The 13,718-nt window shown below is 63.4% G+C and carries 9 protein-coding genes; 7 read left to right on the forward strand and 2 right to left on the reverse strand.

The window, feature by feature from the left end; all coding sequences use genetic code 11:
* Nucleotides 1-6: 6 nt before the first annotated feature.
* The 5 genes from arsB to proX all read left to right on the forward strand — a co-directional run bounded on the left by arsB (nt 7) and on the right by proX (nt 5,601).
* A complete protein-coding gene (gene arsB / locus ACR42D_RS14225; protein WP_484567449.1) occupies nt 7-1,110 on the forward strand; it encodes an ACR3 family arsenite efflux transporter in 1,104 nt (367 codons plus the stop codon).
* Nucleotides 1,111-1,120: 10 nt separating this feature from the next.
* The gene (locus ACR42D_RS14230) at nt 1,121-1,558 is read left to right on the forward strand and encodes an arsenate reductase ArsC (protein WP_484567450.1); all 438 of its coding nucleotides are present in this window, start codon (nt 1,121-1,123) and stop codon (nt 1,556-1,558) included.
* A gap of 938 nt (nt 1,559-2,496) precedes the next feature.
* Entirely contained in the window at nt 2,497-3,717 is a 1,221-nt protein-coding gene (gene proV, locus ACR42D_RS14235; RefSeq protein WP_484567451.1) for a glycine betaine/L-proline ABC transporter ATP-binding protein ProV, read from the forward strand.
* Nucleotides 3,717-4,547, forward strand: coding sequence for an ABC transporter permease (locus ACR42D_RS14240; RefSeq protein WP_484567452.1), 831 nt, complete (start codon nt 3,717-3,719; stop codon nt 4,545-4,547). Before proV ends, ACR42D_RS14240 begins: the two co-directional genes overlap by 1 nt.
* 25 nt (nt 4,548-4,572) lie before the next feature.
* Complete coding sequence (gene proX / locus ACR42D_RS14245; protein ID WP_484567453.1) at nt 4,573-5,601, forward strand: glycine betaine/L-proline ABC transporter substrate-binding protein ProX; 1,029 nt, start codon at nt 4,573-4,575, stop codon at nt 5,599-5,601.
* Nucleotides 5,602-6,089: 488 nt separating this feature from the next.
* Here the strand turns inward: proX and ACR42D_RS14250 are convergent, their stop codons facing one another.
* Nucleotides 6,090-8,612, reverse strand: a complete 2,523-nt coding sequence (locus ACR42D_RS14250) for a sigma 54-interacting transcriptional regulator (RefSeq protein WP_484567454.1) — start codon at nt 8,610-8,612, stop codon at nt 6,090-6,092.
* Between ACR42D_RS14250 and ACR42D_RS14255 the strand changes: the two genes are divergently transcribed.
* Nucleotides 8,611-8,799 carry a hypothetical protein gene (locus ACR42D_RS14255; protein WP_484567455.1) on the forward strand — a complete coding sequence of 63 codons (189 nt, stop codon included), beginning with the start codon at nt 8,611-8,613 and terminating at the stop codon, nt 8,797-8,799. The two genes, ACR42D_RS14250 and ACR42D_RS14255, sit on opposite strands and share 2 nt — an antisense overlap.
* Before the next feature lie 40 nt (nt 8,800-8,839).
* Complete coding sequence (locus tag ACR42D_RS14260) at nt 8,840-10,516, forward strand: sensor histidine kinase (protein WP_484567456.1); 1,677 nt, start codon at nt 8,840-8,842, stop codon at nt 10,514-10,516.
* A gap of 44 nt (nt 10,517-10,560) precedes the next feature.
* Here ACR42D_RS14260 and ACR42D_RS14265 read toward each other — a convergent pair whose 3' ends face one another.
* Nucleotides 10,561-13,509 (reverse strand): hypothetical protein, encoded by a 2,949-nt coding sequence (locus ACR42D_RS14265; protein ID WP_484567457.1) that lies wholly within the window; start codon nt 13,507-13,509, stop codon nt 10,561-10,563.
* Between the last annotated feature and the right edge of the window lie 209 nt (nt 13,510-13,718).

The raw sequence follows: 13,718 nt of genomic DNA on the forward strand, positions 1-13,718 counted from the left end.
TCCGCAATGACCGAAACCACTTTGAAAAGGCTCTCCTTCCTGGACCGTTACCTGACCCTGTGGATATTTTTGGCCATGTTCGCGGGCGTGGCCTGCGGCTACTTCTTCCCGGGCGTGAAACGGGTCATTGACGCCTTCCAGGTGGGGACCACCAACATCCCCATCGCCATCGGCCTGATACTGATGATGTACCCGCCCCTGGCCAAGGTGAAGTATGAGCAGTTGGGCAAGGTCTTCCGCAACGGCCGGGTGCTGGCCCTGTCCCTGGTCCAGAACTGGGTCATCGGCCCGGTGCTGATGTTCGGCCTGGCCGTGACCTTTTTGTCCGGGCAGCACGAGTACATGGTCGGCCTGATCCTCATCGGCCTAGCCCGGTGCATCGCCATGGTCATCGTCTGGAACGAGCTGGCCAGCGGGGACTCCGAGTACTGCGCCGGACTGGTGGCCTTCAACTCCGTGTTCCAGGTGCTCTTCTTCTCGGTCTACGCCTATGTCTTCATCACGGTCCTGCCCGGCTGGTTCGGGCTCGAGGGCGCGGCAGTGGACGTGTCCATGGGCCAGATCGCCCAGAGCGTGTTCATCTACCTGGGCATCCCGTTCCTGGCGGGCATGGCCTCGCGCTTCATCGGACTCAAGATCAAGGGGCGCGAGTGGTACGAGACCGTGTTCGTGCCCAAGATCAGCCCGCTGACGCTGGTCTTTCTGCTGTTCACCATCCTGGTCATGTTCTCGCTCAAGGGCGACCGCGTGGTGGCCCTGCCGCTGGATGTCGTCCGCATCGCCATTCCCCTGACCGTCTACTTCCTGGTCATGTTCCTGGTCTCCTTCTACCTGTCGTGGAAGGCCGACGCCACCTACGAGCAGGCCGCGACCCTGAGCTTCACCGCCGCCTCCAACAATTTCGAGCTGGCCATCGCCGTGGCCATCGCGGTCTTCGGCATCGACTCGGGCGAGGCGTTCGCCGCGGTCATCGGCCCGCTGGTGGAGGTCCCGGTGCTCATCGCCCTGGTCAACGTGGCCGTACGCTTCAAGCGCCGCTACTTCCCCTTCGCCAAGGAAACCATCGGCGGCGTGTGCCACGTCCGCTGCGAAACCTCCAACGCCGAATAGGAGCCGCGCCATGAACATTCTCTTTCTGTGCACCGGCAACTCCTGCCGCAGCCAGATGGCCGAAGGCTGGGCCAGGGCGCTCAAGGCGGACGCGTTCACGGCCTGGTCCGCCGGGGTGGAGACCCATGGTCTGAACCCCCTGGCCGTGCGTGTCATGGCCGAAGCGGGCGTGGACATCTCCGGCCACACCTCCAAGCTGACCAGCGACCTGCCCGAGGACGTGGACTTCGACTACGTGGTCACTGTCTGCGGCCACGCCAACGAGAACTGCCCCTATTTCCCGGCCAGGACCAAGGTGGTCCACGTCGGCTTCGACGACCCGCCCGCCCTGGCCAAGAACCTGACCGACGAGGCCGACATCCTGGACGCGTACCGCCGCGTGCGCGACGAGATCAAGGCCTTTGTCCAAGGGCTGCCCGGCTCCCTGGAGGAACCGGACGGCCGTTGAGGAGTTCACAATGAAAAAGCACTGGTGGAAACGGATCCGGTCCTGGTCGCCCCTGAGCGCCTGGACCGCGTGCATCCGGGTGAATGAAAGCGGCGAGCTCCGCTTCTCCCTGTTCTCCTAGGCAATACGCAACCGGACACATAACAAGGCCCGGCGGGACTCCCGCCGGGCCTTTGATTTCATGCGGACACGGCCACGCTCGCTCCGAACCAGCCGCCGCCCCGCGATCACCTGCCCCTCCCCGCGCCCCCTCCGGCGTCTTGCCGCGTCCCACCGAGCCGCTACTCGCCTGACGCCCCCTGCGACGGATGCTCGCCTGAGCGCCTGTCGCGCCCATCCATAAAATTGAGAAAGATCATTTTCCGCAGTGGGTTACGATAACAGCCCCGACTCCCGGTCGCCCTCGCCGCCCCCCGTCAAAACGCGTCGGAAATTATTTTTAAAATATTGTCGCTACCAAGCCGTTTTCGGTCTATGTTAATCGTGATTATCGCCAGAAAAAACGCGTCGTACAATCAATAAAAAATCAATTTTTGACATGATGGAGTTAATCCGATAGGATCATGAATTGGAATTTGACGATGCACATCGAAAACTGTTGTTTTCAAACTGTAACAAAAAATTACAGCGATAATACAGTAATAAATCCACTCTTACAGTTGCTCCTCTCTGATACAAAAGATTGTTGCAGCAATTGATAACTGTATTATTGGAAAAACAACATAAACTTTAGTGCACCAATAAGATTTACATGCCACTGACTTCGAAATGCCATAGCGGACAAGGAACCCTGTCCGTACGTCGGCCACGCGCGGCCACCCCTTGCGGTCTCCGCGATCGGGTTCCCCTCCTCTGATTCCACATTTCGACCGTCTTCTTTCCGGACGCTCCCACGCCAGCACGCGCGGGAGCCCGTCGCCACTTTCAACGGAGTAACCATGGGACAAATCAAAGTAGAAAACCTTTACAAAATCTTCGGGAGCAAGCCCCGAAAAGGCCTTGAGCTGCTGCAGAAGGGGCTCGACAAGGCCGAGGTCTTGGAAAAGACCGGCATGACGGTGGGCGTGAACAACGCCTCCTTCACCATCGAGGATGGCGAGATCTTCGTCATCATGGGACTGTCCGGCTCGGGCAAGTCCACCATCGTGCGCATGCTCAACCGGCTCATCGAGCCTACTGCCGGGCGGGTCCTGGTCAACGGCGAGGACGTCACCGCCATGGACGACGACGAACTGGTCAAATTCCGGCTGCACAACATGAGCATGGTTTTCCAGTCGTTCGCACTCATGCCGCACCAGACCGTGCTGGACAACGCCGCCTTCGGCCTGGAGCTGGCCGGGGTGGACAAGGCCAAACGGCACGAGCGCGCCCGCGAGGCCCTGGCCCAGGTCGGCCTGGCCGGGTGGGAGGACCAGTATCCCAAACAGCTTTCCGGCGGCATGCAGCAGCGCGTGGGGTTGGCCAGGGGCCTGGCCGTGGACCCCGAGATCCTGCTCATGGACGAAGCCTTCTCGGCGCTCGACCCGTTGATCCGCACCGAGATGCAGGACGAGCTCATCAGCCTCCAGGAAGAGCACCAGCGGACCATCGTCTTCATTTCCCACGACCTGGACGAGGCCCTGCGCATCGGCGACCGCATCGCCATCATGGAGGGCGGCAACGTGGTCCAGGTGGGCACGCCCGATGATATCCTGCAGAACCCGGCCAACGACTACGTGCGCGCCTTTTTCCGGGGCGTGGACCCCACCGGGGTCATCAGCGCCGGCGACATCGTGCGCGACTCGCACCCGACCATCGTCATCACCAAGGGCGGCAGCCTGCGCATCGCCCACGAGATTTTGAGCGGCAGCGAGCTCGAGTACGCCTATGCCGTGGACTCCCGCCGCCATTTCCTGGGCGTGATTTCGTCCGAAGGCATCCGCAACGCGCTCGAGGCCGGGCTGCCCGAGCATCCGCTGAGCCAAGTGTTTCTGCCCGAGGCGTTCTCCGTGCACAAGGACGACTCCATGCAGGACATCCTACCACAGGTGGCCGCCGCCACCTGGCCCGTCCCGGTGGTGGACGACAACAACCGCTACCTCGGCGTGGTCTCCAAAAACCGATTCCTCAAGACCCTGCACAAAACGGAAGTCACCCTTTCCGAAGGAGGTGAGCAATAATGTTTCAAGACGCAATCATCCCCCTGGACCAATGGGTCTCCGTGGCCGTGGAATGGCTGGTGGACAACTATCGTGAATTCTTCCAGATGCTCAAATGGCCGGTGGACTGGCTGCTGACCGGCTTCGAGCACGGCCTGAACAACGTGCACCCGCTCGTGATTATCATTGCGGTCTGCCTCCTGGCCTTGAAATTCTCCGGCAAGCGGCTGGCCATATTCTCTCTGGCCTCCATGCTCCTGGTCGGCTTCCTCGGACTGTGGGAGGACACCATGATCACCCTGGCCATGGTTCTGTCCTCCGTGGTCATCTGTGCGGTCATCGGCATCCCGCTCGGGATCATGTCCGGCCGCAGCGACCGCTTCGAGGCCGGGCTCCGGCCGGTGCTCGACGCCATGCAGACCACGCCCGCGTTCGTCTATCTCGTGCCCATCGTCATGCTCTTTTCCGTGGGCAACGTGGCGGGCGTGCTGGCGACCATCATCTTCGCCCTGCCACCCATCATCCGCCTGACCAGCCTGGGCATAAGAGGGGTCCATCCGGAACTGGTGGAAGCGGCCCAGGCCTTCGGGGCCACCCGCTGGCAGGTTCTTATCAAGGTTCAGGTTCCCCTGGCTATGCCGACCATCCTGGCCGGCCTGAACCAGACCATCATGATGGCCCTTTCCATGGTCGTCATCGCCGCGCTCATCGGCGCGGGCGGACTCGGCTCCCCGGTCATCCTCGGGTTGAACACCCTGGACATCGGACGCGCCGTGGTCGGCGGCCTGGGCATCGTTCTCATGGCCATCGTCCTGGACCGCATCACCCAGTCAATGGCCCAAAAGAAATAAACGAAATCGAATCCGAGGAGGTTCCATGAAACTAATGAAATTCCTGCTGGCCGCCCTGTTTGCGGCCCTGATCGCGTCTTCCGCGTTCGCCATGGACATGCAGCCCGGCAAGGGCGTCACGGTCCAGCCCGCGCGCGCCACCTGGAACACCGGCTTCTTCCAGGAAGCCCTGGTCCGCAAGGGCCTCGAAGCGCTCGGCTACGAGGTCAAGAAACCCCGCGACCTGACCAATCCCATCTTCTACAAGTCCGTGACGCTCGGCGACGTGGACTACTGGACCAACGGCTGGTTCCCCATGCACAACGCCCAGCTGCCCAAGAACTTCGACAAGAAGGCGCAGAAGATCGGCTATGTGGCCAAGGCTGGCGGCATGCAGGGCTACCTGGTGTCCAAGAGCGACGCGGAGAAATACAACATCAAGTCCCTGGACGACTTCAAGCGTCCCGAGGTCATGAAGGCCTTCGACTCCAACGGCGACGGCAAGGCCGACCTGACCGCCTGCCCTCCGGGCTGGGGCTGCGAGCAGGTCATCAGCCACCACATGAAGGTCTACGACCTCGATGACTACATCAACCCGGTCAAGGCTTCCTACGAAGCGGGCATGGCCGCGGCCATGGGCGAATACAAGTCCGGCAAGCCGGTCTTCTTCTACACCTGGACGCCCAACTGGACCGTGTACAAGTTCAAGCCCGGCCAGGACGTGGTCTGGATCAACGTGCCCGAGATCAAGCCCACCGAGGCCCAGTCCGCCAACGCCGACCGCATGACCGTGTCCGGCGTCGAAGGCGCGGTCTCCGATCCGCTCAAGGCCGGTTTCGTGGTCTCCGACATCCGCGCCGTGGCCAACAAGAAGTTCCTGGAAAAGAACCCGGCGGCCGCCAAGTTCCTGGAGCTGTTCACCCTGCCCCTGGCCGACATCAACGCCCAGAACACCCGCATGAACGAAGGCGAAAAGTCCGACAAGGACATTGCCAAGCATGCGGACGAGTGGATCGCCGCACACCAGGACGTCTGGAACGGTTGGCTGAAAGCCGCCCGCGAAGCCGCAATGTAATCCGGCGAAAATACGGCGGCCCTTTTAGGGGCCGCCTTCTTTCGCATGGGGGCGGCTTCCGATAGCGGGCCATTTGCACATTTTTTCCGGGGGCTTCCATCCTCACGTAGACAGCTACGCTGCGGTGAAAGCCCCCGGATGAAAATGCACAGCTGACCCACTCTCGACAAATCCGCAGGACAGCGGATTTGGACGTTGCGGTCTTCCGCAACGCCCCGAAGGGGTGAGCCCCAGGACGGGGCGAATCAAAGCCTTGTGCCAGCGCGATAAAAGAGCCGCTGTCGGGTGCTGCGCACCCGAATCGCTCCATTAAGAAAAAGACGAGGCCTTCGACTTGGTTATGAGTCGAAGGCCCTTTTTTGCGCCCTACCCCGCGAAGCGGCCACAAGAAGTTTAGGAAAGAATGGGGATGGGGGTCCGGGGGAAGGGGAAGGAAAAGCCCTTTTCAAAGGGTTTTCCTTCCCCTTCCCCCGGCCGCCGGAGGCTCCCTACTCGCCCGTCAGTTCGTAGCGGGTGGAAGGGCCTTTGCCTGTTTTGGTCAAAAGTCCCCGTTTGACGAAGTCCTGGAGGTCGTAGATGGCGGTGCGGGTGGGCAGGTTGCCGCCGACCAGGTCCTGGTATTGTTTGCGGGTCACGGTGCCCTGCCTGCGGATGACGTCCCAGGCCTCTTTCTGGCGCGGGTTGAGGCCGGTGTCGGCCTCAGGGGCGGCGGGCTGCGGGGGCTGGGACGCGGGGATGTCCGTGGGCTGGACGTGCGGGGCACGGACATCCGTTGGGTCGACGGCCTGGGGTTGCACGGGCCAGGCGTAGAAGTCGCTCTCCAGCCGGATCTCCTCGGGCTGGATGACGTCGGTTTCGGCCATGACGGCGGCGCGGGTGATGCAGTTGACCAGTTCGCGGACGTTGCCGGGCCAGTCGTGGGACACGAGCTTGGCCAGTGCGCCCTTGCTCAGGTCCAGATGCTCGCGCCCGGCCAGAGCCTCGGCCTGCTTGAGGTAGTACACGGACAGCAGCGGGATGTTCTCGCGGTTCTCACGCAGGGCAGGCGTGTTGATGGAGATGACCTTGAGCCGGTAGTAGAGGTCCTCGCGGAAGATCTTGTCCTCGATGAGCGACGGGATGTCCACGTTGGTGGCGGCCAGGATACGCACGTCCACGGTGACCTCGCGGTCGCTGCCCAGCGGCTTGATCTTGCGCGACGCCAGGGCCCGGAGCAGGGACTGCTGGACCTTGCCGGACGCGGACTGGATTTCGTCCAGGAAGAGGATGCCGCCGTCGGCCTCGACGAACGCGCCGTTGCGGTCCTCCCTGGCCTCGGAAAAGGCCCCCTTGACGTGACCGAACAGGGCGTCGAGAAGCAGGTTCTCGTCCAGGGCCCCGCAGTTGATGGAGATGAACGGGCGGTCGGCCCGGCTGGAGTGAGCGTGGATGGCCTCGGCCACCAGCTGCTTGCCGGTGCCGGTCTCGCCCGCGATGAGCACGTCCACGTCCACCTGGGCGGCCTTGAGGATGTTGACCTTGAGGTTGGCCGTGGCCGAACCAATGCCCACGATCTCCGGGATGCGGCTCAGCTCGTTCTCGACCAGCAACTCCCGCTCGCGGTCCAGCGAGGCGCGCTCGCGCTTGTTCACGTTGAGGATGGCCTCGTCCTTGGCCTGGATCTCGACCACCTGCTGTTTGACCCGGCGGATGATGTTGTTGATGGACTCCTGGAGCACGGTGATGTCGTAGCCGCTGTACGGCAGATGAATTTCCTCCATCTCTTCCAGAGAGTTGAGGGTGTTCATGCGGGCGGCCAACTCGCGGATGGGCTTGGTCAGGATGCGCCCGAAGAGAAAGATGAGGATGGAGATGACCACAATGCCGCCGAGGGTCACGAAAAGCATGACGTCCATGTTCTTGTAGCCCGCGATGATCGGCAGCTGGCTGCGGTCCACGAAGATCACGCCGCCGTAGACCGTGGGCGGCCCGGCCGGGTCGGCCCTGAACAGGACCGGGGCGTAGCTGAAGTAGTGGAAGTCCACGCCGGACCGCTGCGCATGGGACTCCTCCACGCGGGTCAGCCCGTTCTCGCCCTTGCCCATGGCGGCCACGGCGTCCCAATACAGATTGTACTTTTCGTTGGGCCTGAACGCGGCCGCGTTGCCGGGCTTGCCCAGGGAACCGTCGAACCCCTCGCGGGCCAGATAGGTGGTCAGCTCGTTCCCCTGTTTGTCGTAGTCCTCGGACTGAAAAAGCATCCACCCGTCATGATTGAGAAAATAGCTGAACCGGAGTTCGTCGCTGCGGGGGAAGGCCCATAGCGGCGACTTGCGCGAATTATACCAGGAGAGGATATTGCGCAGGGTGGTGGCTTCCACGGACAGGAAGAGCAGGCCCGGAGGCTCGGCGCCGTTGCCGGGGCAGGCGGTGTAGAAGCGGACCACGTTGGCCGTGGTGTAGCGGTTGGCGCTGTCCTTGGTAGGCATGGGGTAGGAAACCTCGAGCACGTCCGAGGCCGCCACCTGGCCCGGCTTGAGGTCGGCCAGCCGGTCCAGTTCGGCAAAAGGGTTGGGCCGCACCCGGTCCAGGGTGTCCGGGGCAACGGCGCGGACCGTGCCGTCCCGGCTGACCAGGACCACGGGCTCCCCGCCCGAGGCCGGGAGATAGCAGAGTTCGAGGTATGGCTTGCCGCCCGCCTTCATGAGCCGGGAAAAGGCGTCGCGCAGGCTGTTGGTGTCGGTCCGCCCCCCGGCGAAGAAGAGCAGGTCCGTGCGGCAGCCTTCCAGGTACTGCTCCATCTCGTGGGCCACGGCCATGGTGTTCTGGCGCACGGTCCGGCTGAGCGCGATGTCGATGAACTCGTCCGAGACCCGGTAGGAGGCCCAGCCCGTGAACAGGAGGATGCACACGATGGACGGCATCAGGGCCAGGAGCAGCTTGCCGCGCAGGCCGAGCCTGCGCACCAGCCCGGGCAGATGCCTCCGTATCCAATCGGACGCCCAGGACCCCGAAGAGGGAAATGACGACATGACAACCTCCATCGTCTGCTTGCGGCGGATCGAACCGATGCATCCCGCCTCATATGTTTTGCCGTTATGCCGTCCAAAACCACTTTGTCAAATCTTTTCCGGCACGATGGTTGCTAAATATACCATGACGCCATTACGCAAGGTGCGTATTTTGCGCGATTTTTTAACTATTTGGAATAAATATTAATTTTCAAAAAATCTTGCAAAAGAAATCAGGCAGAGAAACCATGGCCAAGCAAAAGTCCCTTTGCGGGATTCACAGACTGCTCCTCGTCACCATGATTGTCATCCCGGCGATCCCCCTGCTCATATCGGCGGCCATCGGGTTCTATTCCTTTGCCGGGGCGTCCAAACGGTTCGCGGTTTCCTCCATACGCCAGGCCGCCGTGGACCGGGCCGCGCTCATCGACGAGTTCCTCCGCGAACGGCGCAACGACCTGGAGTCGTTCATGGCCCTGCTTCCCACGGACGCGCTGCACGGCCAGAGGGCCCGGGAGGAGGTGGCGGACTGGCTGCGCTCCGGCGGCCCGGTCTTCCAGGACATGGGCCTCATCGACCCGCAGGGACGCCACGCGGCCTACGTCGGGCCCTTCGGCCTGGCCGACAAGGATTACCGGGACGCGGGCTGGTACAAGGAGACCCTGCAAAACGGCTATTTCATCAGCGACGTCTATCTCGGCTACCGCAAGGTGCCCCATTTCGTCATCGCCGTGACCCGGCACATCGACGGACGGGTCTGGACCCTGCGGGCCACGGTCAACCCGACCCTCTTCGGCAACATGGTAGGCGCGCCGGGCATCGGCGACACGGGCGAGGCGTACATCCTCAACCGGGAGGGGCTGCTCCAGACCAACCGGCGGTCCGGCGGCGGACTGCTGGAACGCGACGGCTACGCCTACCCTCCCCAGGACGAGAACCTGATTACGTTCACGGGCTCGGACAACGGCGAGGGATACCTGTTCGCCTCGGCCCGCCTGAACGACGGCAAGTGGCGGCTCATCGTCCGCCAGAAGAAGGAGGAGGCCTTCCAGACCGTGGTCATGGCGGGCTACACGGTCATCTTCGTGCTACTCTGCGGCGGGGCGGTCATCGTGTTCCTGGCGCTGATCGTCAGCCGCCGGTTGTCCGAGACCCTGCGCGGCCAGGCCGAAGCGGTCAACAAGCTGGAAGGCCAGCTGCTCCAGGCCGCCCGGCTGGCCGAACTGGGCGAGATGGCGGCGGGCTTCGCCCACGAGATCAACAATCCGCTGCAGATCATGAAGACCGATCTGGCCCTGCTGGAGCTGACCCTGAAGGACGTGACCGACGTGTGCGCCAACCGCGAGGCGTGCGACGAGCTCAAGGAGATCGCGGACCAGTTCCAGATCCAGATCGGCCGGTGCGCGGCCATCACCCGCGAGATACTGCGCTTCGGGCGGCAGGACGCCCCGCATGTGGAGGATGTGGACCTGGCCGAATTCCTGCCCAAGGTCGGGGCCATGGTCCAGAACAAGGCACAGGTCAACGGCATAGACGTGACCTGCGACGTGTCCCCGGACGTGCCGTCGGTCCTGGCCGATCCGGGCCAGCTGCAGCAGGTCATGGTCAACCTGCTGAACAACGCCATCCACGCGGTGGTGGACCGCCACGGGTCAAAGGGCGGGCGCATCGACGTGGCCGCCCGGAGCGACGACCGCGGCCGGGCGGTGATCACCGTGGCCGACAACGGCTGCGGCATCAATCAGGAGAGTCTTTCCAGAATATTCATGCCCTTTTTCACCACCAAGGCGCCCGGCCAGGGGACGGGGTTGGGCCTGTCCGTCTGCCACTCGATCGTCGACTCCCTGGGCGGGGAGATGACCGTGGACAGCACCAAGGGCGAAGGCACTACCTTCACCGTTCGTATCCCCGGCAAGGGCGCATGACGCCGCCCCCGCGCGGGATGGGACCCCAACGGGGGGGGCGGAGCCTAGGCTTCGTCCCCCGCTATCTTCCGCAGGGCCTCGTCGGTCATCCTGCCGATCTCGTCCAGGTAGGCTCCGTAGCGCGTCAGGTAGAAGGACAATCCCTTGGCGAAGTTGCGCCCCACCAGGCCGTCCACGAAGAGCATGGACACGGATTGCTCCTCGCGCAGGATCTGCTGCGAGGCCAGGAACACGGCGACCTCGTCCTCGGACATGGCCTCCAGGGCCTGGCGCAGCGCCTCGTGGGCGCGCGGCTTGTAGGCCATGATGTAGAGCAGGTCCAGGGCGTTGGCGATGACCTCGGGCACGTGGTTGAAGTTCGACTCCCGGGAAAAGGCGATGAACTCGGCGGGCCGATTGAGCATGCCGAGCATGTCCCTGGTGGGGAAGGCGATCTCCAGACGCGAGTAAATCTCGAAGACCTGGCGCAGCTTTTCCGAATAGTCCCAGCGGCGCATGGCGATGTTCCGCCTGCGATCCGCGAATCCTTCGATAACCCCGGCCACGCAGTCCGAGGCCAGCTTGGAGATGACCGCCGCCCACAGCTGGAGCGCGGCCATGGGATCGGCCGAACCGGCCAGGACGAGCATGCCCTGGATCGCCCAGTTGAAGAGCATGGCGATGGGGATGGACAGGACGCTGCGGAAGAAGTTGGCCGCCGCCGCCTCACGGGGCAACCCGCGGACCACGTTATGGGTCGAGATGTACACCCCGTTGGTCAGGGCCATGATGGAGTAGAGCAGCAGCGGATTGGTGGCCGTGGTCACCCCGAACCCCTTGTCCAGGACCACGGACTTGCACAGCCAGTCGAGCAGGGGCACGGAAAAGCCCGTGTAGAGCAGGGATTCCGAGATGCGCTCCCAGTCGATGTAGTCGTTCCAGGCCAGAAACGGCGAGCGCCGGAGCCCCCCGCCGCCGAGCACGGACTGGATGACGTTGCGCAGGCCGGTGATGGAAAACCAGATGACCCCTCCGAGGTAGGCCAGGACCCACCAGTCCTTGGTCAGGTAGAAGGTCAGAAAGGCGGGTATGAATCCGGCCAGAATCTTGAGCACGTTCTTGAGCCGGGTGTTCAGGTGGCCGGGCGAGGGACGGCGCTTGCACGAATCCTCGGCCTCGAACAGGGACAACCCGTTGCCCTCCTGCCGCCGTCCGCCCAGGGCGACCAGATTGCCGCCGGTCTCGGTCACGGCATATTCCTCCACGCGCCACCGGGTGCACATGCGACAGACCAACCGCCGCAGGCCGGATAATTGGGAGGCCATGTGGACCAGCCTGCTCCAGACGCCCTTGGTCTGTCGCGGCATGACGTATTCGTTGGACCGGATGGCCGTGCACTGCACCGGGATGCGGTCGCCCGGACGCAGCCGCGCGGCCTCGCGCTGGGCGCGCATGGGCAGGGTCTCCAGGACCGCGAAGCCCATGCCGTGGGTTCGGGTGGAACGGCCCGTGGAGCCGGAGCCGATGCTCGTGCCCAGCGGCACCCGCCGGTAGAATTCCAGGAGTCGGTCGAACCGCTCCAGCAACCCTTCCAGGACCTCCAGCCGGTCCTCGCCGTCCGGCCCTCCCCGTTCGCGCACCGCTTCCATGCACCCCCGGATGAGGCGCTTGAGCTTGACCGCGTTCTGCTCGTTGAGGGCCTGCTGCAACTGGCTGAACGGCATGCGCAGCCGGGTCTGGCCGGGGTCGAGATGCTTGGTGTTGAAGACCTCCAGGTGGGTGATGCGTCCCTGGCACCGGAACAGGATTTCCAGGACGTCCTCCAACTCGAGATCGGCCAGAATCAGGGTCAGGTGACTGGAGTGGGCGGCCTTGCGCAGCCTGGTGGTCAACTCGGTGGGCGTCAGCGAGAGAAGCGCGGGCATGCCCTCGTCGCGGGGCAGGTCCGGGTCCGGGATGTCCCGGTTCTCTTCCGGCGAAAGATAGCGGGCCACCAGGGTGTCCACGTCCAGGGCGTCCAGGGACTCCACCTGCATGGCGATAGCCGCCCGCGCGTCGTAGTCGGCATCGTCGGCCCCCTGTCGCAGGGCGGCCACCCGCTCCTCGAAGAGCGGCATGGCCTGTGAGTGGATGTAGTTGCCCAGGTGCAGTAGGGACGGCTGGTCCACGCCCACGGCGGCGACCATCTCATCATAATCTACGGGCGGCAGCATGACCCCGAATTCCTTGCGGATGGACTGGCGGTGCCGCTCGTTGTAGGCCCCGATCACGGCCCGCACGTATTCGCTGCGGGTCTCGCGCACCTCCCTGCCCTCCTCCATGAGTTCGCGCACGGCGTCCACCCGGAACAGGCTATCAATGTCGCAGTCCTCCCGGAGCCCGCCGGGGCACCAGACGAACTTGACGAACCGGCCCCGGTGCATGGCCCGGTACTCGATGCCGATGCGCACCTTGATGCCCAGGATGGCGGCCGAGGCCAACAGCTCGCGGGCCACGGGCAGGTCCACGCAGTCATAGTAGACCACGGTCAGATAGCGGATGCCCTTGATCCAGGCGTCCATGACCAGGTGGGTGGCGGACTTGCGGCCCTTGCTGTTGGCGTCGTGCACGCGGTCGTCAAAGGCGATCTGGTTCCACTCCTCGGGCATTTCCAGGAGATGGTAGCGGCGCATCTGCTGCCTGAGGAAGCCGATCTTCCCGGCCGCGGCCCGGCGGAAGTCGTGGGCCAGTGCCAGCTGGCGGCAGCGGTCGCCCTTGGCCCGGACCAGCTCCTTGCCGATCTGGACCAGGACCCGGGCACGGTTGTTGCGCATAGCCCCCTTGGCCGCGGTCAGGGTCTCGTCGCGCAGGGCGATGAGCGCCTTGGTCCGCTCCGAGGCCTGGTCCGATTTGAGGGATTCGAGCAGATGCATGATCGCATAGGCGATGCGCAATCCCCGATCCGCTGCCAGTTCCTTGATGCCGTGCGGCTTCAGATACGGTTCGAGCAGGGTCTTGAACTGCGCCTTGTCCACCCCGCGATTTAAAACATCTTCTACTATTTCAAGTAGTTTATGATCATTCTTATCGTAATACAGCGAAGGCATGAGACACCTTTCCCCTTGGTCTGCGCGACCTCTTTCTTAACACGAACGTAACATAGCCTAGCAGTATCCATGCCTTCCGTCATGTGGGATGTGTCTGCCAGCGCCGGATTTCTTCAGCCATCCCTTGGCGCTGTAGG

Origin of the sequence: Pseudodesulfovibrio sp. lm2024, from assembly GCF_051175575.1 — a bacterium.
GTDB lineage: Bacteria > Desulfobacterota > Desulfovibrionia > Desulfovibrionales > Desulfovibrionaceae > Pseudodesulfovibrio > Pseudodesulfovibrio caledoniensis.

Excerpts from the sequence above, each read along its gene's own strand:
- arsB (WP_484567449.1), top strand. The coding sequence starts at position 7 with ATGACCGAAACCACTTTGAAAAGGCTCTCCTTCCTGGACCGTTACCTG.
- ACR42D_RS14230 (WP_484567450.1), top strand. The coding sequence starts at position 1,121 with ATGAACATTCTCTTTCTGTGCACCGGCAACTCCTGCCGCAGCCAGATG.
- proV (WP_484567451.1), top strand. The coding sequence starts at position 2,497 with ATGGGACAAATCAAAGTAGAAAACCTTTACAAAATCTTCGGGAGCAAG.
- ACR42D_RS14240 (WP_484567452.1), top strand. The coding sequence starts at position 3,717 with ATGTTTCAAGACGCAATCATCCCCCTGGACCAATGGGTCTCCGTGGCC.
- proX (WP_484567453.1), top strand. The coding sequence starts at position 4,573 with ATGAAACTAATGAAATTCCTGCTGGCCGCCCTGTTTGCGGCCCTGATC.
- ACR42D_RS14255 (WP_484567455.1), top strand. The coding sequence starts at position 8,611 with ATGACAACCTCCATCGTCTGCTTGCGGCGGATCGAACCGATGCATCCC.
- ACR42D_RS14250 (WP_484567454.1), bottom strand. The coding sequence starts at position 8,612 with ATGTCGTCATTTCCCTCTTCGGGGTCCTGGGCGTCCGATTGGATACGG.
- ACR42D_RS14260 (WP_484567456.1), top strand. The coding sequence starts at position 8,840 with ATGGCCAAGCAAAAGTCCCTTTGCGGGATTCACAGACTGCTCCTCGTC.